Source organism: Pseudomonas sp. LAMO17WK12:I5 (assembly GCF_900215165.1).
GTDB classification, from domain to species: Bacteria; Pseudomonadota; Gammaproteobacteria; order Pseudomonadales; family Pseudomonadaceae; genus Aquipseudomonas; species Aquipseudomonas putida_A.
In genome coordinates, this window is the sequence record NZ_OBDS01000012.1 from 198,586 (window position 1) to 218,075 (window position 19,490).

The 19,490-nt window shown below is 60.6% G+C and carries 17 protein-coding genes; 9 read left to right on the forward strand and 8 right to left on the reverse strand.

Features of this window, described 5'->3' with window-relative positions:
• Positions 1-19: 19 nt before the first annotated feature.
• Both speB and CRO59_RS22060 read right to left on the reverse strand, forming a co-directional pair.
• The gene (gene speB, locus CRO59_RS22055) at positions 20-979 is read right to left on the reverse strand and encodes an agmatinase (protein ID WP_097089642.1); all 960 of its coding nucleotides are present in this window, start codon (positions 977-979) and stop codon (positions 20-22) included.
• A 16-nt stretch (positions 980-995) separates the two neighbouring features.
• The gene (locus CRO59_RS22060) at positions 996-2,087 is read right to left on the reverse strand and encodes a polyamine ABC transporter substrate-binding protein (protein WP_097089852.1); all 1,092 of its coding nucleotides are present in this window, start codon (positions 2,085-2,087) and stop codon (positions 996-998) included.
• A 99-nt stretch (positions 2,088-2,186) separates the two neighbouring features.
• Here CRO59_RS22060 and CRO59_RS22065 point away from each other — a divergent pair, with 99 nt between their 5' ends.
• The 3 genes from CRO59_RS22065 to CRO59_RS22075 all read left to right on the forward strand — a co-directional run bounded on the left by CRO59_RS22065 (position 2,187) and on the right by CRO59_RS22075 (position 5,301).
• On the forward strand, positions 2,187-3,080 hold the full coding sequence (locus CRO59_RS22065; protein WP_097089640.1) for a LysR family transcriptional regulator: 894 nt from the start codon (positions 2,187-2,189) through the stop codon (positions 3,078-3,080).
• Between the two features lie 215 nt (positions 3,081-3,295).
• Positions 3,296-4,762 (forward strand): nucleobase:cation symporter-2 family protein, encoded by a 1,467-nt coding sequence (locus CRO59_RS22070; RefSeq protein ID WP_097089639.1) that lies wholly within the window; start codon positions 3,296-3,298, stop codon positions 4,760-4,762.
• Between the two features lie 65 nt (positions 4,763-4,827).
• The gene (locus CRO59_RS22075) at positions 4,828-5,301 is read left to right on the forward strand and encodes an LEA type 2 family protein (RefSeq protein ID WP_007966053.1); all 474 of its coding nucleotides are present in this window, start codon (positions 4,828-4,830) and stop codon (positions 5,299-5,301) included.
• A gap of 133 nt (positions 5,302-5,434) precedes the next feature.
• On the opposite strand, the gene CRO59_RS22080 is transcribed toward CRO59_RS22075, so the two are convergent.
• On the reverse strand, positions 5,435-6,358 hold the full coding sequence (locus tag CRO59_RS22080) for a carbon-nitrogen hydrolase family protein (RefSeq protein ID WP_097089638.1): 924 nt from the start codon (positions 6,356-6,358) through the stop codon (positions 5,435-5,437).
• An 84-nt stretch (positions 6,359-6,442) separates the two neighbouring features.
• Between CRO59_RS22080 and CRO59_RS22085 the strand changes: the two genes are divergently transcribed.
• Complete coding sequence (locus CRO59_RS22085) at positions 6,443-7,357, forward strand: LysR family transcriptional regulator (RefSeq protein WP_096797506.1); 915 nt, start codon at positions 6,443-6,445, stop codon at positions 7,355-7,357.
• Positions 7,358-7,365: 8 nt separating this feature from the next.
• Here the strand turns inward: CRO59_RS22085 and CRO59_RS22090 are convergent, their stop codons facing one another.
• Positions 7,366-7,620: a hypothetical protein gene (locus CRO59_RS22090; RefSeq protein ID WP_003224595.1), complete on the reverse strand. Its 255-nt coding sequence runs from the start codon at positions 7,618-7,620 to the stop codon at positions 7,366-7,368.
• A gap of 153 nt (positions 7,621-7,773) precedes the next feature.
• Between CRO59_RS22090 and CRO59_RS22095 the strand changes: the two genes are divergently transcribed.
• Positions 7,774-8,091 (forward strand): YqjD family protein, encoded by a 318-nt coding sequence (locus CRO59_RS22095; protein ID WP_007961870.1) that lies wholly within the window; start codon positions 7,774-7,776, stop codon positions 8,089-8,091.
• A gap of 65 nt (positions 8,092-8,156) precedes the next feature.
• Here CRO59_RS22095 and CRO59_RS22100 read toward each other — a convergent pair whose 3' ends face one another.
• Positions 8,157-9,197, reverse strand: a complete 1,041-nt coding sequence (locus CRO59_RS22100) for an Ldh family oxidoreductase (protein ID WP_097089636.1) — start codon at positions 9,195-9,197, stop codon at positions 8,157-8,159.
• 233 nt (positions 9,198-9,430) lie between these two features.
• On the opposite strand from CRO59_RS22100, the gene CRO59_RS22105 reads away from it, so the two are divergent.
• Positions 9,431-14,257 (forward strand): hypothetical protein, encoded by a 4,827-nt coding sequence (locus tag CRO59_RS22105; RefSeq protein WP_371917834.1) that lies wholly within the window; start codon positions 9,431-9,433, stop codon positions 14,255-14,257.
• A gap of 54 nt (positions 14,258-14,311) precedes the next feature.
• Here the strand turns inward: CRO59_RS22105 and CRO59_RS22110 are convergent, their stop codons facing one another.
• Positions 14,312-14,581 (reverse strand): PepSY domain-containing protein, encoded by a 270-nt coding sequence (locus tag CRO59_RS22110; protein ID WP_007961867.1) that lies wholly within the window; start codon positions 14,579-14,581, stop codon positions 14,312-14,314.
• A gap of 152 nt (positions 14,582-14,733) precedes the next feature.
• Between CRO59_RS22110 and CRO59_RS22115 the strand changes: the two genes are divergently transcribed.
• Positions 14,734-15,741: a FecR family protein gene (locus CRO59_RS22115; protein ID WP_097089633.1), complete on the forward strand. Its 1,008-nt coding sequence runs from the start codon at positions 14,734-14,736 to the stop codon at positions 15,739-15,741.
• An 88-nt stretch (positions 15,742-15,829) separates the two neighbouring features.
• On the opposite strand, the gene CRO59_RS22120 is transcribed toward CRO59_RS22115, so the two are convergent.
• Positions 15,830-18,175, reverse strand: a complete 2,346-nt coding sequence (locus CRO59_RS22120) for an acylase (RefSeq protein WP_097089631.1) — start codon at positions 18,173-18,175, stop codon at positions 15,830-15,832.
• Positions 18,176-18,452: 277 nt separating this feature from the next.
• Between CRO59_RS22120 and CRO59_RS22125 the strand changes: the two genes are divergently transcribed.
• The gene (locus tag CRO59_RS22125) at positions 18,453-18,830 is read left to right on the forward strand and encodes a fe2+ zn2+ uptake regulation protein (protein WP_027612026.1); all 378 of its coding nucleotides are present in this window, start codon (positions 18,453-18,455) and stop codon (positions 18,828-18,830) included.
• 18 nt (positions 18,831-18,848) lie between these two features.
• On the opposite strand, the gene CRO59_RS22130 is transcribed toward CRO59_RS22125, so the two are convergent.
• Positions 18,849-19,037: a hypothetical protein gene (locus CRO59_RS22130; RefSeq protein WP_007961862.1), complete on the reverse strand. Its 189-nt coding sequence runs from the start codon at positions 19,035-19,037 to the stop codon at positions 18,849-18,851.
• A gap of 157 nt (positions 19,038-19,194) precedes the next feature.
• Between CRO59_RS22130 and CRO59_RS29025 the strand changes: the two genes are divergently transcribed.
• Positions 19,195-19,329 (forward strand): hypothetical protein, encoded by a 135-nt coding sequence (locus CRO59_RS29025; protein ID WP_256578470.1) that lies wholly within the window; start codon positions 19,195-19,197, stop codon positions 19,327-19,329.
• Positions 19,330-19,490 lie beyond the last annotated feature (161 nt).

A 19,490-nucleotide genomic window follows, 5' to 3' on the forward strand; every position in this document is an offset into this window, starting at 1 on the left:
ACATTGGCTTTGCGGTGTTTTAAAGGTCGACTTTGTGTCGCGCGGCGTACAGGCAGAGCATTTCCATCGCCAAGGTGGCCGCTGCCAGCGACGTCACGTCCGCATGGTCATAGGCCGGCGCCACTTCCACCACGTCCATGCCCACCAGATTGATCCCGCGCAAACCGCCGAGGATTTCCAGCGCCTGCACCGTGCTCAGCCCGCCACACACCGGAGTGCCGGTGCCCGGGGCAAAGGCCGGATCGAGGCAGTCGATATCAAACGTCAGGTAAACCGGGTGATCACCGACCCGTGCGCGAATCGCCTCGACAATCGCCTCGCAGCCACGCCGATGCACCTGGCGGGCATCAAGCACGGCAAAGCCCTGATGGTCGTCATTGGTGGTGCGCAACCCGATCTGCACCGAGCGCGCCGGATCCACCAGCCCTTCCCTGGCCGCGTGCCAGAACATGGTGCCGTGATCGACACGTTTGCCGCCCTCGTCCGGCCAGGTGTCGCTGTGCGCATCGAAGTGGATCAGCGACAGCGCGCCGTGTTTACGCGCATGGGCCTTGAGCAGCGGATAGGTAATGAAGTGATCGCCGCCAAACGTCAGCATCGCGCTGCCGGCATCAAGAATGCGCTCGGCGTGGGCCTCGATGCTTTCCGGAACGGTGTGCGGCGACCCGTAATCGAAGTCGCAATCGCCGTAGTCGATCACCGCCAGATGATCGAATGGGTCGAACGTCCACGGCCAGTGGCGTTCCCAGGCGATCCCGGTGGACGCGGCGCGAATCCCCCGTGGCCCGAAGCGTGCGCCCGGGCGGTTGCTAGTGGCGGTGTCGAACGGAACCCCGCTGACCGCCACGTCGACGCCGCGCAGATCACGGCTGTAGCGGCGACGCATGAAACTGGTGATCCCGGCGTAGGTGCTTTCCGCACAGGTGCCGTACAGGCTGTCGCGGGTCAGGGCTTGGTCGTTGAGCATCGGCACGTCCATCGGTGTGCTCCCTTTGTTATTGATGGCTACGGAAAGTGGTCCACAGACGCGTGCGCTGACGCATGTCCTTGAGGCTCATGCTGCGGTCGGCGTACAAGCGCTCGCGCATTTCGGCGGGCGGATAAATGTCCGGATCATTGCGCACGGCTTCGTCCACCAGCGGCGTCGCGGCCTGATTGGCAGTGGCGAAAAACAGCGTATTGGTCAGCTCGGCCACCGACTCGGGGCGCAGCATGAATTCGATGAACGCCCGCGCCGCTTGCGGGTTTGGCGCGTCCTTGGGAATGGCCAGATTGTCCTGCCAGATCAACGTGCCTTCGCGCGGAATCCGATAGGCGACTTCGTAGGCTTTGTTGGCCTTGTGCGCCTGATCGGCGGCCATGCTCACGTCGCCGTTGTAGGTCAGCGCCAGACAGACACTGCCATTGGCCAGATCGTTGATCTGCCGGCCGGTGGCGACGTACAACACCGACGGCTGGAGTTTCTGCAACAAGGTTTCGGCGGCGGCCAGATCACTCTTGTCGGTGCTGTAGGGATCTTTACCGAGGTAGTGCAGCGCCAGACCAATGACTTCCTGCGGCGAATCGAGCACGGCAATCCCGCAGTCCTTGAGTTTGCTCGCGTACTCGGGCTTGAACAGCAGATCGAGGCTGTTCAGCGGCACGTCCGGCAAGCGCTTTTTCACCGCCTCGACGTTCAGCCCCAACCCGAGCGTGCCCCAGGTATAAGGCACGGCGTAGCGATTGCCGGGATCGACGCCGGCGAGTTTCTCCAGCAGGTCGGGATCAAGATTGGCGTAGCCCTTGAGGCCTTCGTGGGAGATTTCCTTCAGCGCACCCGCCGCCAGTCCTCGGGCCAGCACGCTGGACGACGGCACCACCACGTCATAACCGCTGCCACCGGTCAGCAGTTTGGTTTCCAGCACCTCGGAAGTATCGAAGGTGTCGTAGCGCACATGAATACCGGTCTCCTGCTCGAAGCGCTGCAGGGTTTGCGCCGGCACGTAATCGGCCCAGCTGTAGAAATTGAGGGTTTTGTCCCCGGCCTGGGTATTGAGGGCCACGGACAGCAACAGCGCGGGGAAACACAGCTTGGACACGGGAGCCATGACGAACACCTGACCGGAGGAAGTGGTGGCAGGATGCGCCGTCGGATACATTGCAGAAATATCAAGTTTGTTAACCTGACTTTATCCCGGAGTAATTTAATGCTCGGTCAGCTTCACGACGTCGACTTGCAGTTGCTGCGCCTGTTTTTGCGGGTCGTGGAATGTGGCGGCTTCAGCGCGGCGCAGGGTGAACTGGGCCTGAGCCAGTCGAGTATCAGCCAGCAAATGGCCAAACTCGAAACCCGTCTCGGCTATCGCCTGTGCAGCCGGGGCAAGGGCGGTTTCAGGGTGACGCCCAAGGGTGAGCAACTGTTGATCGCGATTCGCGCACTGTTCCAGTCCATCGAGACGTTCCGGCATCAATCCAACGGCGTTGCCGGACGGTTGATCGGTGAAGTGCGGCTGGGCTTATCAGAGGCGGTTGATCAGTCGGTGCTACTGCGTGTGGCGGATGCGATCAGGCGCTTTCGCGAGCGCGATGAGTCGGTGCGTATCGAGTTGATCAGCGCGATGCCCGGCGAGATGGAGCGCCTGTTGCTGCAACAGCGGCTGGATCTGGCGATCGGTTATTTCTCCCAGGTGCAGAGCGCGTTCGATTACCGCGAACTGTTCCGGGAAACCCAGCATTTGTATTGCGCGCAGGGGCATCCGCTGTTCAGCGTCGATGCGCCAGATGACGCGGCGTTGCAGGCCTGCGACCGGGTGGATCATCCGTATCGATTCATGCGCACGGGCGAGCCGTTCCCGGACAAGCGCTTTTCTGCGCGTTCGGAGCAGGTCGAGGGCACCCTCGCCTTCATTCTTTCCGGCAAGCATGTGGATTATCTGCCGGATCACTACGCGCGGGTCTGGGAGGACAAGGGCTTGCTGCGCGCGTTGCGGCCTGGGGAGTTGAGTTTCGAAGTGGCGTTTCATCTGGCCCGGCATCGCGCGCAGGTGCCGGGGGATGCGCAGAAGGCGTTTGAAGAGGATTTGCTCGCAGCCTTTGTTTAAAGATCAAAAGATCGCAGCCTGCGGCAGCTCCTACAGGAATGCAAAATGTAGGAGCTGCCGCAGGCTGCGATCTTTTGATTTAAGGGGAAATCCTTTTCACACCCAATAAAACCTGACCTTTCAGGCAATTTTTGCTCGTTGCCCTCGCCGTCCTCTTCCGGCATCCTGCGCCTCCATTTTCTGACCCGGCCCCGCCTCGCGGCGCGCAAAACACCATGACCGCCTCTGAAAAAGTCCCGCGCAACAACGATCTGATCTACGGCCTCAACGACCGTCCACACCTCACCGCCACCGTCTTCGCCGCGCTGCAACACGTGCTGGCGAGCTTCGTCGGCATCATCACCCCGACCCTGATCATGGGCGGCGCCCTCGGTCTGCAAAGTGAAATTCCGTACCTGATCAGCATGGCGCTGTTCGTCTCGGGCTTGGGTACGTTCGTTCAAGCCAAGCGTTTCGGCCCGGTCGGTTCCGGTCTGCTGTGCCTGCAAGGCACCAGTTTTTCCTTTATCAGCGTGATTCTCAGCGCCGGGTTCATGGTCAAGGCCCGGGGCGGCGGTACCGATGAAATCCTCTCGACGATTTTCGGCGTGTGCTTTTTCGCCGCGTTCATCGAAGTGGTGCTGAGCCAGTTCATCGGCAAACTGCGGATGCTGATCACCCCGGTGGTCACGGGCACCATCATCACCCTGATGGGCCTGTCGCTGATCAAAGTGGCGATGACCGACATTGCCGGCGGCTTCGGCGCGCCCGATCTGGGCGCCGCCAGCCATGTGTTTCTGGCGGCGTTGGTGATCGGCACTATCGTTTTGCTGAACCGTGTCGACGTGCCGTTTCTGCGCCTGGGCGCGATCGTCATCGGCCTGACCCTCGGCTACGTGGTCGCCTGGCTGATGGGCACGGTGGATTTCGCCTCGATGCCCGAAGTGCCGCTGGTCAGCGTGCCGGTGCCGTTCAAGTACGGCTTCAATTTCGACTGGGTGGCGTTCGTGCCGGTGGCGGTGATCTTCCTGGTTTCGCCGCTGGAAGCGGCCGGTGACCTGACCGCCAACTCGATGATCTCGCGGCAACCGGTCAAGGGCCCGCTGTACATCCGCCGAATCAAATCCGGTCTGCTCGCCGATGGCCTCAACTCGGCGATGGCAGCGGTGTTCAACAGCATGCCGATGGTCACGTTCGCGCAGAACAACGGCGTGATCCAGTTGACTGGCGTGGCCAGCCGCTACGTGGCGTTCTTCATCGCCGGCCTGCTGGTGCTGCTGGGGCTGTTCCCGATGATCGGCGCGGTGCTGCAACTGATGCCTAAACCGGTACTCGGCGGCGCTGAACTGGTGATGTTCGGCACCGTGGCCGTGGCCGGGATCAAAATCCTCGCCGAGGCCGGCCTGCATCGGCGCAACATGCTGATCGTGGCGATCTCCCTGGGCATGGGCCTGGGCATCGCCGCTGTGCCGGAAGTGCTGCGCGAGTTGCCGCAAGCGCTGCGTAACATCTTCGAATCGCCGATCACCGTCGGTGCGTTGTGCGCTATCGTGCTGAATATCTTCCTGCCGGAAGAGTTCATTGAGCTGGAAGAAGACGATTTCGATCCGGAAGCGTCGATTCTGCAGGTCATGGAAAACCCCGATCTGCCGGCCAAAGCTGAACCTGCAACGGCAGCGGCGGTCGCACAGTTGAACCGCTGACGCTGCGCCATGAAAAAAGGGCTGAGCCGGCAACGGTTCAGCCCTTTTTCGTTGAGAGACTGTTTATGCGCCGCGTCCACGCCGTCATCCTGTCCCTGCTGCTGTTGTCCCTGAGCGCCTGCGCGCTGTTTCCCAACCGCGATCCGGTGAACATCAACGTGGTCGGCCTCGAACCGTTGCCGAGCCAGGATCTGGAAGTGCGTTTCGCGATCAAGTTGCGGGTGCAGAACCCCAATGAAACGGCCATCGATTACAACGGCATCGCTCTGGATCTGGAGGTCAATGGCCGTCCACTGGCCTCGGGCGTCAGCGATCAGGTCGGCTCGATCCCGCGTTTTTCGGAAACCGTGGTCAGCGTGCCGGTCAGCGTGTCCGCGTTCTCGGTACTGCGCCAGACTCTGGGTTTGAGCCAGACTCAAACCCTCGACAACCTGCCTTACGTGCTGCGCGGCAAACTCGCGGGCGGCGTGTTCGGCACCATGCGATTTGTCGACAGCGGCAAGCTGAGTTTGCCGAAGGCCACTGCTGCGACGTGGTAACCCACTAAACACACAAGTCTCCTGTAGGAGTGAGCCTGCTCGCGATAGCGTCACGTCAGTCAATAAAGGGGTTGGCTGATCAGACGCCATCGCGAGCAGGCTCACTCCTACAGGTTATGTGTCAGTCCTGAGGTTATGCGGTGAAGCGCACCCCCGGTTTGGCCCGCTCATCGACACTCAGCTCAAACACATCCGGCCGCGCATAGTGGCCGACCACGTCATAGTCGTACCGCGCCCGCACCAGCTCATCAGTATCGATCTCAGCCGTCAGCAACCCGGCCTCCCCACGTAGCGGCCCGGCCAGCACATCGCCCATCGGCCCGACAATCACACTGCCGCCGGCAATCAGCGGTCGATCCGCCGGCCAGTTAGCAATTTCCACACCTAACTCGTTCGGCGAAGCCTGCACCTGACAGGCACTGACCACAAAGCAACGGCCCTCGTGGGCGATGTGACGCATGCTGACCTGCCACATCTCGCGCTCGTCCACGGTCGGCGCGCACCAGACTTCAATGCCCTTGGCGTACATCGCCGTGCGCAGCAGCGGCATCATGTTTTCCCAGCACACCACCGCACCAAGTTTGCCGACCTGTGTGTCGAGCACCGGCAGCGTCGAGCCATCGCCCTTGCCCCAGATCAGCCGTTCGGTGCCGGTCGGCATCAGCTTGCGATGCTTGGCCACCAGCCCCGCCTGCGGATCGAAGTACAGCGCCGTGCAATACAACGTGCTGCCGGCACGCTCGATCACGCCGATCACCAGATTGGCCCCGGTGCGCGCCGACAAACCGGCCAGCGCCTCGGTTTCTGCCCCCGGCACGTCAATGGCGTTGGCGAAGTAGCGGGCGTAGGCCTCACGCCCCTCGGGCAAGCGATAGCCCAACTGCGTGCCGAAGCCCTCACCTTTCGGATAGCCACCGAGCAACGCTTCTGGCATCACCACCAGTGCCGCGCCGGACTCGCTGATCGCGTCTTCCCAACTGAGGATCTGTTCCAGGGTTTCACCCTTGCCACCGGGCAAGGCGCCGATCTGCAGGGCGGCGACGATTGATTTGGGCATTGCGGTCACTCCATCGGGTTCAAGTGTTGCCGATTCTGCGGCGGCGCGGGATCATGAATAAACACCGATTCACTGCTGAATGATATGAGCCAAATGAATATCGCAACCGTCGACCTAAACCTGCTGAAAGTCTTCGAAGCCTTGCATGAGGAGTCCAGCGCCAGCCGTGCGGCGCTGCGCCTGGGTGTGACGCAATCGGCGGTCAGCGCTGCCTTGCGTCGATTGCGCGAGGTGTATGGCGATCAATTGTTCGTGCGCACCGGTCGCGGATTGGCGCCGACGCTCAAGGCCAATCAACTGAAACCGGTGGTCAGCGAGGCGCTGAACAAATGTCGGCAGAGCCTGGCGATGGTCGATCCGGCGGCCCACCACTATGACGGCCGATCAGTCACCGTGGGCCTGTCGGATGATTTCGAAATCGCTTATGGCCGGCGCCTGATCGAAGATATTGCCCGCCGTGCGCCGAAATTACGCCTGATCTTCCGCCAGACCCACAGCCAGATCGTCGCCCGCGCCCTGATGGAGCGCAGCATCGACCTGGCGATCACCGCCGGTGGGTTCGCCGAGCGTCTGCTCAGTCGTCAAGTGCTGGGTGAAGGGGATTATGCGTGTCTGGTCGATCCGGGCAGTCTGGCGCCCGGCCAGCAGAACATCGATTTGCCGGAGTTCGTCGCCCGCGAGCACATTCTGGTGTCCTCGGGCGGTTTTATCGGCATCACCGATGAAGGCCTGGCGGCGCTGGGTCTGAGCCGGCGGGTCTGCGCCTCGACCACGCACTTTGCCGCGCTGCCGCATCTGCTCAAGGGCAGCGGCGCGGTGGCAACCATCCCCCGCCATGCCGCTCAGGCCATTGCCGAGCTCAGCGGACTGGTGCTGCTGCCCTGCCCGCTGGCGCTGCCGCGTTACCCGATCGAACTGGGCTGGCGCACCAGCACGCAGATCGATCCGGTGGTGATCAAGGTGCGTGAAGCGATTGTCGGATGTTTCAATGCGGACTGAGGCGGGTGTTACTTGTTGGCTGCCATCAGTCGATTGACCTCACTGCGCACCATGTTGGCGAATTCCGGCGGGGACATGCCATCCAGCTCGGCGCGCACCCACTCGGCCCATTTGCCCTTGCGCTTGGAGCGTTCGCCGAACAACCGCGCGGCTTCGCCTTTGGCTTTGCCCAGATTGTTCTGCCAGAGTTCGAACAGACGGGATTTCTCGTCTTCCAGCGCAGCGCGCTCGGCGAGGGATTTGTCGGCCAGATTGAAACTCATGGGGAAATACCTGCTGCGTAAAATGGCGACATCTTACACGCTCAGCGGAAATCTCCCGCGCAGGTTTTTCTTTCGCACCTAAAATCAGTGCAACTTTTCAGTCAGCGCCACACTCCATTGATCATTGTTCATCCATCTGCAAGGAGTCACCCAATGGCCCGCAAATCCCGCGTGCAAGCCGTCGAAGACCAAATCAAGGATCAAGCCTTCAGCGAACTTCAGGCTTTGATCGAAGAGTCCGACAAACTGCTCAAGAGCAGCGCCTCACTGGTGGGCGAAGAAGCCGAGACCCTGCGCGGACAAATCGCCCTGAAACTGCAACAGGCGCTGGATTCTGTTTCGAGCGTGCGTGAGCGCACCAAACCGGCGGTCGAGGCCACCGAGAGCTACATTGGCGGCCATCCATGGCAGACCGTAGCGATTTCCGCCGGTTTCGGTCTGGTGGTGGGCTTGTTGCTCGGTCGTCGTTGATCGACGTCTGACAAAAAACCTGTGGCGAGGGAGCTTGCTCCCTCGCCACATGGGTTATCTGACAATTATTCCCCGGCCAATTCGCGCAACTGCGCCAGCGTCTGCTCCTCCAGCACAATCCCCTCGGCCAGCGACCTGGCCCGCTGCAAATGCCGACGATCACCCGGCAAGCGCTTCAACCCCACCCCATGCATCTGCCGCACCAGTTCTTCGCTGCGCTCGGCAAAACTTTGCCCGGCGGATTTGCTTGGGTCGATGACGATCAGCAACTGCCCGGTCCACGGGGTCTTGGCCCCGGGATGGTTCGCCCAGTCGAACTCGAAGGAAAAATTGCCCCCGGTCAACGCCGCCGCCAGCAGCTCGACCATCATCGACAATGCCGAACCTTTATGGCCGCCGAATGGCAACAGTGCGCCGCCCTCAAGAATGGCCTTCGGATCCTGCGTCGCCTGACCGAGACCATCCACGCCCATTCCGGCGGGCAGACGTTCGCCCTTGCGCGCCGCGATCTGCACATCACCGTGAGCGATGGCGCTGGTCGCCAGATCGAAGACAATCGGCGCACCACCGGCCCGCGGCGCGGCAAAGGCAATCGGGTTGGTGCCGAACAGCGGCCGATCGGCGCCATGCGGCACCACGCAGGTCATGCTGTTGACCACGCTTAGCGCCACCAGCCCTTCTTCGGCAAACGGCTCGACGTCCGGCCACAGCGCCGCAAAGTGATGCGAGTTGCGAATCGCCAACACCGCGATCCCGGCATTGCGCGCCTTCTCCACCAGCAACGAACGAGCAGCGGCCAGCGCCGGCTGGGCGAAACCGTTGCCGGCATCGACTCGCACGAAACCCGAGGCTACGTCCTCGACTTGCGGCACAGCCTGTCCATTGACCCAACCGCTATTGAGGGTCGAAACATATCCGGGGATACGGAACACGCCATGACTGTGCGCACCGTCGCGTTCGGCACCGGCGCAGTTGGCAGCCAGAGTGCGGGCGACGGACGCCGACGTACCGTGGCGCAGGAAAACCTTTTCAAGCAATTGCGTCAGCGCTTCGAGCGAGAGTGTGGACGCAACGGGGGAAGACACGCAATCGTGTGGCGCAGACATCTGAAGCTCCAGACTAATTATTGGAGGGAACAACAGCGTACGAACAGCTTGCCCAGCGATTAACCACGCCCGGTACGGGTGCTGTCAACCGTTGTGGTGCCGGCTTGTCGCGGCTAGCACATTGCGCTGCCGCTGGTGCGGTAACTATGTACCACCTCTGTAATCGATCCGGTCTTTAGTCTCGTGTCTCAATTTACCGGTGCACCGGACGGTGCCCTGAACGAGACCCGATGATGCCTGCTCCCATTCCTCCCCTGCTGTTCCAGCCCATCCTCAACTCCCCCGGATCGTGGCGCGAACTCGGCAATCTCCATCACTTGTCGACTGCTGACTTTCAATGGCTGAGTCACGTGCAACTGGCGACCCACGCACTGCGCAGTCAGCAGACCCCGCCCATGCTTGCCCAGCGCATCCTGCTCAATACCGCTGGTGCGCCAGCGGTGCCTCTAGCCGGCAGTTTCATACTCAGTGCCACCCCGGATGATCACGGGATCCTGTTGTACACACCTTTCGCCGGGCTGAAAAAACATGCCAGCCTCACCGCCCTGACCGCGCACCTGGAACAGCAGCTGAACAGCGCCAGCGAGGACGACCGACTGCTGGCGTTCCTCGCCTTTTCCCAACGCAAACGACTGGCAGAACAGCACGGCATCAGCGTGACCTACCAGCTCGTCGAAGGCGATATCTTCGAAGATCAACGCGCCGTCATCGAGCATTGCCAGCAGCTCAACACGCAAGCGATGCTTGATGAATTGATGCAACTGCCCGAACTTGGCAGTCTGCTCCAGACCATAGTCGACGCACTGCTGACGCCAACGATGCGCGGCGTCGATCAGACACGCACGCGCGTGAACCTGTACGCGACCACGACTGCCACCGGCCCGGCATCGACCGACCTCGCTTCGCGGCATGGGCTTGAAGCGCTGTCGCTTGGCGATGCGCTGCTGTTGCACTATCGCCACACCGGATGGCCGGTTGGCCAGACCCATGAGTTTTCGCACCCCGACCGGACTTTCCAGGCCAGTGATCAGCAACACTGGGAGACAGCCGTCACCACGGCATCAGGCAAACTGCTGGTGTTGCTGTACCAGCAAATGGAGCGCTACTGGAATGGGCCCAGTGCTGACGGGGCCTCGCGGCGCGACGTATTGGCGCAGATCATTCGGCAGCAGGCGCTGGCGGACTTTTTGCTCAAACGCGAGGCTGGCATCATCGATCAGCGCCAATTCGACAGCCTGCTGACGTCGCTGGGTTTCAGTGAAAGTCTGGCACCTCGCGCGGCCGTGGAAACCGTGCGGTTATGGGAGCACCAGGCAAACTTCGTGGAGCTGGCCGGCGCGCTGATGATCGGCCATTCCGAAAGCTGCCTGTATACCCCGACGCACGGCTTGCAGGTGCTCAAGGACTACGCAGATCTAAAATCCATGCTGCTCGGCAAGTTCGCCAGCCCCGGGCACGAAGACGAACTCTATGGTCTGCTGAGTCTCGACGAGCGCCAGCGCTTCCTCGGTTTCGACCGGCCGCAGGTTTCCGGCAAATCGATCGCCGGAGACGTGTTCAGCGTACTGCTCGAATTGATCATCACCAAGCAACGACAGAACATCGACTATGCCTTGCAGTTGTCCCGGCACAGCGACGGCGTCGTGGATATCCGCGCACTGTTCGATAAGGCCCTGGACATCCGCTCGATGCTCCACGAGCGCCTTGTCACCCTGGATGCTCGCGGGCGCTGGAGCACCCGGCCGATGCTCACCGGCAACCCATTGCCTTCAAGGGTGCTGGCGGACACCGCCGCAGCCGAAGTGCGCAAGTTCGCCAGCATCATGCCAACCATCGCCGCAGACTTCGCCGCCCAGCCGTTGACCGTCACAGCGCTGCAGCGTACCTACCTGCAAGGTATCGCAGCGAAGCTGGCGCACGCCCTGTCTGTTGGCATCAATGGCGAAGCACGGTTGAGAGTCCTGGACGGAACGCTAAGCCGTCATGCACAAACCCTGGTCGACACCGTGTTCAATCCGGATCACCCGGATCGCAGCCGCCGCAAGGCACTCAACGGGATTCGGCCGGATGCCTGGTCATTGACGTTACAGGTCGCCGGTGAGAGCGAAGTGCTGCCGCTGGCCAACTGCGTCCTGCTCACGGAACGCGGTGGCCTCGATACGCAGCACTCCGGACGCGCGATCTTGTGGACCCCGGCTCTGGGCCTGGAAGTCTTCCGCTCGATCGAGCACGCCAGACAGGTTTTGAGCCAGCGGCTGCTGGATCCGCAAAAACGCCTGGTGCTGCTGGAAAACCTTTCACCACAGCACCAGAGGTTCCATCAACGCTACACGCTGGGACGGTTACAGCTGATCAGCGGCAATGTCCTGCAGGATCGCACCGAATCAGCGATCGAACACTTTCTCCAGCGCTGTGAACAGGTACGGGGACGCCAATGGCCAAAGCCGCGCGAAACCCAGATTCTCAAAACGTTGAGTGAGCAAGTCGTGGAGACCAATCTGCAACGTGCCACCGCTCTGGCGCAGGCACTCGGCAAGCAGCATTCACTGCCTGCCTGGCTGGGAATGGCCACGCTTGAAGAGCAGCAGTTGCATCTGGAGCTGCTGGAACAGTGGCGTCACAGCGTCATCGACGATGAGGATTATCTCCACGCGCTGCCAACCTTGCGTGATTACATCCGGCAGACCCTAAAGACGCTGCTGAGCACCCGCTTGCACAGGCAGGATCTCGACCCCGAACAGATCACCGTCACTCCCGCGCTGAGCCTGATCGGGTCTGCAATGAGCCTGACCGATTTCGCCTTGAACCATGCGCATACTGCCCAGGACACTGCATTCACCCTCAGCTCGAGCACCGACCGGGCGCTGCCGACGGGACTCGACCAGCAAGCGGTCAGAAGCCTGCTGTTGTCCTTGAACGTTGCGACAACATTTGCCAATAAAATCACCTCAATGTTGTCCGCGAATGACGTCGACGCCGAACAACGCAAGCTGCGTTTCATCCAGCAACTACCCTGGCAACTGCTGCAACATGCCCATCAGTTACAACTGCAACAACGCTTGTCGACAAAAGCCTTCGACTTGATTTCACAGGTGCTCGACATGCCCGATGCCGTCGCTCGTGCGACCGTGCAAGGGACCGATGCGATTGTCCGGCCGTTGGCGCTGATCAAGACCGCCGGAGCCTCAGCGATCAAGGCGCTGGGGCTGTACTTGATCGGCCCTGCGGAAAAACCCGGCCCTCAGGTGCTTTATGCGCCCTACCATGGAGAGCACGCATTCAGTGAGTTCGAGGACGAGGCGGCAGTGATCGCCGCGCTGAATACGCCGGGCTCACTGCAGGATCTACTGCTGCGCCGCTTGCCGGAAGGTCAGCGTTCGATCTTCAGCGCGTTGTTCAAGGCGAGCAGCGGCCAGACGAGCGAGATGACCCTGGCCACCACCCCGATCAACGGCAACTTGCTGCTGCAGTTGTTCGACGACAATCTGGCCTTGTTGCCACACTTGCTGAGCAGCCATTCGCTGCCATCGGCGCAGGCGGATTGGGACGCCGCGAAGCACCTGTTCAGTTCCGGCATCCAGCAGATCCGGGGCCTGCTGCCGGGTAAACTCGCCTATGTGCAGTCTCTCTGGCAAAGCTACAAGGACTTCATGGGTTCGGCCGAAGCGTTGCAGGATCACCATTGGAAACGTGCGCTGGAAACCTTTGTCGCCGGCGCAGCGCAGATGATCAGTCTCGGGCGACTGGCGCTGGAGTCACGTCTGGAATCTCAAGCCGTGGCAGCGCCGCAACCACCGCAGCCAACCACGCTGAGCGCCCCCGTCCTTGCGCAGACAAAGCCGACCGATCCGCTGCGCACCTCGCTGCAGACATTCGAAGCTCCGACTATCGCCCTGAAGGATCTGACTCACGATGCTGCCGAGGGCACGTATCAGGATCTGACAACCAAAGCGACTTACGCCCCTATCGCCGGCAAAGTCTATCCCGTGGAGCGGCCGGGAGCCGTCTGGCAGATCAAAGGCGCCGAGCAGCCAGGCCCGGTGTTGCAACACACCGCTTCCCGGCAACTGGTGCTGGACCCGGATCGCCATACCGTGCATTTCGGCAAGGCCATGTCGACGATGTTCAACCATTACGCCACCCATCGCCAGGCGCGGTACATGCTGAATATCGAAGCGCAAGGCATGGAAGAAATCCGCGCCCGCCATCCGGAAAAAGCCCGCATGTTGATCGAGGCAATTGATCTGGCCCGGCATTACGCGTTCAACAGCCTGCACAATCTTGCGCAGCTGAGAAACTATGTGCCGGGCACCCGCCTCGATACTTTTCTCAAGTCTTTTTTTGACGTGCAACGGATTGATGCCGACATTCTCGACAAGCTGAAGCAGGCCATCGTGCCGATCTGTGATGCCTTGGTCGATCCAACAGAAGACCTGTTGAACACCAGTCGCTTTGTGGTCGGCTCGAACAGACACAGCAGCTCGGGTGTAATAGCCTTTGTACTGGGTGGCGATTTACTCAAGAAAGTCCATTTCACCGAAAAGTTCTTCAATCAAGGGCTGGATTGGTACAACACAGGCCTGACCGAACCGTTCAATGTTGACGGGCATGCACGGGCAGCGACGCTGATCCACGAGTTTTCCCATCAGTTCAGCAAGACCGTCGACATCGCCTCCCTGGAAGCGCGGCGCCCGTTTGCCGACTTGATTGCTACGGTGACCGGTTACGGAGCTGCCCGCAAACAGGTACAGACACGATTTCAGCGCGAAGCACTGTCACTGTCCACGCGCCGTGAAGAGCTGTTTTCGCGCTGGAGCGACAACCTTCAGGAGTGGCTCGATATCGACGAGTTTGAGGGCATGGAACATGTGCGCAGGGAAGTTCTCAAGACCACGGGGACGAGGAATCTTGAGGACGCGCGAACGGCGTTTCTCAGCCCGACCAACCCGCATCCACGCATCGACACGATATTGCGCAATGCCGATTCGATCGCCTTTCTAATTTGCGAAATGGGCCGCCAGCTGGATCCGGTAACCCAACCTCACGGAGGGCTCAACTGAGGTAAAAAAAATGCGCAGGCGGTTGGCCTGCGCATGGTTTATCGCTGGGTGAACTCAGTCTTTCTGGTCACGCAATACATTGCCCGAGGCGCCATCGATGCGGAACTCATATACCGAACCGTCGGCCTTGCGGCCCTCGCCTTTCCAGTAGCCGTCATTGTCGGCCTCGATTTCATAGACTTCGACGTAACCGGCCTTGGTTTTCACGATCTCGATAGCCTTTTCAATGGTGACCCAGCCCGCACCGGGACGATCAGCCATGGCGGCACCGGCGCTGAACAAAGCGGCGGTGGCGATTGCAGCGGCTAAGGTTTTTTTGATCATTTTTTCACTCCATTTGTGGATGATGTACGTCAGACGTCCTGAATTTTGGCGTCACACGGAAAAATAAGTTCCACTTTGATGGGCAATTGCCATGACTGATGTTCTCGGCACCCGGCTCGCAAGGTTAGAATGCAGCAAATCAGGACGAGTCAATGACCCAAGAATCCCTCTCGGAAGCCGAATACGATGCGATCACCGATGCCGCCGCGCACTGGTGCATGCGTCTGCACGCCGTAGACTGCTCCGCCGAGGAGCGTCTGGCTTTCGAGCAATGGCGCGATGCGCATCCGCTGCATGCATTCGAATACGAAGCGATGCTGGAAATCTGGGACGTTGCCGAACATCTGCCGCGTCCGTCGCTGCCCCCAACGCTCAATGTGCCGAAGACCACTGCGCTGCCCGCCTGGCGGCGCTACGCAATTGCCGCGAGCGTCTGCGCCCTGGCCTTGCCACTGGCGGCGTACGGTGGCTGGAATCTGGGCTGGTTGCCCAACAGCTATCAGCATTTCGCAGCCACCGACAATGTCCGTCAGGTCACCTTGAAGGATGGCAGTCAGGTCGAGCTCAACCTCAATACTGAGTTGACCTTCAGCAATTACAAGGACGAACGCCGGGTCACCCTGAAAAAGGGTGAAGCGTTTTTCGAAGTCAGCCATGACCTCTCCCACCCGTTCGTGGTCAGGGCCGGCGAAGGCAAGATCCGCGTGACCGGCACCCGCTTCAATGTCTGGCTCTACGAAGATCAGGTGCGGGTCAACCTGATCGAAGGCTCGGTGCTGGTAACCAGCAACGCCGCCCTGCCCGGCGACGGTCTGCGCCTGGGGCCGGCCATGCAGGCGCAGTACCGGCATGGCGACTACACGCCACAGATCAGCCAGACCTACGCCAACGATAACGCCCTGGCCTGGCGCAGCGGCAAACTGGTACTCGACAACCTGGCACTCAACGAAGCCTTGCCGCTGATCAATCGCTACCTGAGCAAACCGCTGAAACTGGCCGACGCCAGTACCGGCGCAATCCGTGTCGGCGGCGTCTACAACATCAAAGAGCTCGGCGGCCTCGTCAACACCCTGCCCAAGGTGTTGCCGGTCTACCTTACGCGCAATACCGAGGGTGATCCGGTGATCAACTCGATGCCGCGGCAGCCACCAAAAACCTGAAAGTGGTTCCCGTCGGCCATGGCTGACACAGGGCACAAAAAAGCCGCTGTTCCCGTCAAGGAGCAGCGGCTTTTTCGTTCAGGACACCTTACTGCGCAGCTACTCCGGCAGTCTTGTCCGTCACCTCGCGAACCGTCTGCACCTGATACTGCGGATCGGCAGCGATCTGCTGCTCAGTGAACGGCAACACACTCCACTGTTTTTTCGAAAACGCCTCGGTCTGATCCCGGGAGTATTTCGACTCAGGGTCACTGGACAGCGAGAACGCCAGCAACCCTTGAGCGTGCGGGCCTTTGTCGTCGAAGGTCACCACTTGCAGGTAGCTGGTGCCGCTGACCACTTCGAGTTTGCCGTCTTCACGCGGCACGCTCTGGATCGCGTTGTAGATCCCCAGCGTTCCCGGCCCGCCGTGAATTGCGGTTTGTTGAGCGCCGCTGCTCGCCACCTGAATATCGCCCCAGCGGGTTTCAGGTTTGAGACCCATTTTCTGCGCAGTGGCAGCCGACGCCAGCAGCGCTTCACGCAGTGCCTTGCTCACCGCCGGTTGCTCGATCGCCAGACCGCGTGGCGTGTGCTGCGGGTCTTTTGGATCGAACGGCACACGCCAGACATCCGGCGACGCTTGCAGCGCCTGCATGATGTTCTGGAAGTGCACCAGACCAATGCCCGAATCCAGATTCGCCCGGCCATCCCAACCCTTGAGACTGGCGCAAACCAGCTTCAACGCGGCCGCGTCCGCACCCAGATCCGCAGCGCAGAACTTCAGCAGATCGGGCAGCACCTGAGTCGCCAGATAGACGTTGTCGTCCATCACCATCTGTTGCAGATCCTTCACCGCCAGCGGCCCTTTTTTGCCGAGTATGTTCAGACGTTCTAGCGCAAATCTTGATCGCAGGCCCAGCGGCTGGCCGTCCTGACTGATCAGCGGCGAGAACCCGGTCAGCGGTTGTGCCGGGTTCGCCAGCCACGCGGAATCGTTGGAATGCTGGACGAAGTCTTTGCGCAACAGTTGCGGCAGCTGGCTGGCGGCATAGATGCCCTTCTGCGCAGCTTGCGGATCGATATCCCAGGCGCAAGCGCTGTTGGAACCGTCGAGCACGATCATCTGCAAGCCGATGCGCGGGTCGCTGCACTTGGCCAGTTTGTCGGCGCTGACGTTCGGCACCACCGACAGGTTCATGTACAGCGTCTGCCCCTTGTCATCCACGGCCAGGGTGTTGACCCAGGGGATGCCCTGAATCTTGTGCACCGAATCCTGCAGAGCCTTGAGGCTCGACGCCTGGTTCATCGCGTACCACTGCGTCAGCACGCGATCATTGTCCAGGTTGGCGTCGCGCAGGCTGTAGGCGTACTGATGATCCCAGTCGAGTTTGCCCGGCCATTGCACGATCGGGCCGAACTGCGAGCTGTAGACATCGCGCGAGACCGGCACCACCTGACCGTCCGCCTGTTTGACCTGCACAGTGACCGTCTGCTTGTTCAACGGCAGCGACTTGCCGTCGAGCAGGTAGCGGGTCGGGTCTTTCGGGTCGAGTTGCAGACGATACAGGGTGAAATGTTTGGATGAATCCACGGTGTGGGTCCAGGCCAGATGCTGATTGAAACCGATGTTGATCATCGGCAACCCCGGCAAGGCTGCGCCCATGACGTCGAGTTTGCCCGGAATGGTCAGGTGCATCTGGTAAAAGCGCATGCCGCCAACCCATGGAAAATGCGGGTTGGCCAGCAGCATGCCGCGCCCGTTGAACGAGCGCTCGCTGCCGACCGCCACGGCGTTGCTGCCGCGATCCAGAGCGAAGCGCTGCAGGCGCGCGTCCGCCAATTGATAGGCCTGGGCATTGCTGCCGAGCTGGGCCGTGGCCTGCGGCGGTGTCGCGCCAGCCAGCGCCTCGGCGAACTGCCCGACACCGCCCTCGACCAGCAGGCGCCGAGTGAGTTTCACCAGATCTTCGGCGCTGATATCACGCACCCACTCACCCTGGCACTGTTGCGGCAGACCCTGCTGGCGGCGTTCGGCGAGATAACGGTTATAGCCCGCGGCATAACCTTCCACCAGGTCGCGCACCTGCGCCGGTTGCGCGTCCCAGAACGCCTTTACCGTCGCAGGCGTATTGAGCCAGGTGAAGAACAGGTCGCTGACGCGATTCTCGCGTTGTTCGACGGTGAACTGCTCCGGCCCGAAATAACGCGAGCGCTGGCCATTGACCGTGACGATCTCGTTGGCCAGCAGGCACAGGTTGTCCTGCGCGTAGGCGTAACCGATGCCGAAACCCAGTCCGCGTTCATTTTCCGCGCGGATGTGCGGCACACCAAAGGAGGTGCGGCGGATATCGGCACTGGCTTGTGCAGCGGGACTGAACGCATGGGCGGACAGACTGAGTCCGAGAAACGCACCGGCGAGGGCCAGTCCGGTTAACTGTCGGGAAATAATCACACTCGCTCCTGAACGACAAGACAAGGATCGGCGCTTGCGCCGGATCCACTCTGAAATTGATTCATGCGCCTGGGCGCAAGACGGCTGTTCAGGAAACGAATGCGAGAAAAAAAATTTAGCCCGATTGAGGAAGGTGAAATTCACTGATTACGGGAAAACAACGAATAACCGACAAAATTTCTACATATTTCCTTTCATGATTTGTCGTGCTGAAACGTCTTGTTTACTGAGAGCAGTCAAAACGTTTCCTGATCGGGCTCTGAAAAGGAGTAACCCCATGTACAACTCGCAACTACCAATGGACGGTAGCCAGGCGTCACAAGGAGCTTCCATGAGTTCCCGCGCGAGCAGCTTCGCCCCCAGCCCCGAGCGTCAGGGCAATGAGCGTATTCGTCTGTTGCTGAAAAGCTTCGGCCTGCGCACCAGTCTGATTCGTCTGAAAGTCATCGACGCCCTGCTGGTCGCCGCACAAAGCGATCGACGCCTGGGCGTGCGCGGCGTGCACAGTCAACTGCTGGACCTGGATATTCCGTTGTCCTTTCTCAGCGTGCGCGAAGTGTTGAAGCGTCTATGCGCCGAAGGTGTGGTCACTTTCAACCCGGACAAGAGTTACAGCCTGCATCCACAGGCTGCTGCCGTGCTCAATCACGATTGAAGCGTCCCGCGATCGCCGTCAGGGCTTGACCTTGCGGCGCATCACCCCGTTGATCACCACCACGACCACCGCCACACCCATGGCGATGTACTGGAACATCTTCTGACTGATCATTCCGGCATTTTGCAGCCAGGACAGGCCGAGCATGATCGCCAGCACCGACAGGGCGATCAGGATCGAGTATTTCAAACGTTGCTTCTGGGTCATTGCAGGTTCCTGAAACTTTCGAATGTATCCGGTTTGTATCCGGTTGCATGCCATGCACATACCATGTTGCGGGGATGGGCCTGGCTGAACGCGGTCTCATGTTACAGCCGATGAAGAGTTTTGGCTTCATGCCGGCGTAACCATGAGGATCTTCGAAATGTTCCGTCGAATCACCTGGCTGATTCCTGTCCTTGCCGTACTGACCCTGAGCGGCTGCATCATTTTCCCCCACGGCGGTTGGCATGATGGCCACCATCGTTATCAGGAAGGCCCCGGTTATTACCATCGATAGAACAGGATCGTTCGCCCGCCGGTGCGCCTGAAATACCGGTCGGGATACCTCACCAGCCTTTTCAATGCCAACCATGCCCGCCCGCCAGCGGGCATTTTTGTTGGCGCGCCTGTGCCTCGCAAATGCCTTTTCGATCAGCCTGCGGGGGTCAGTAAATACGC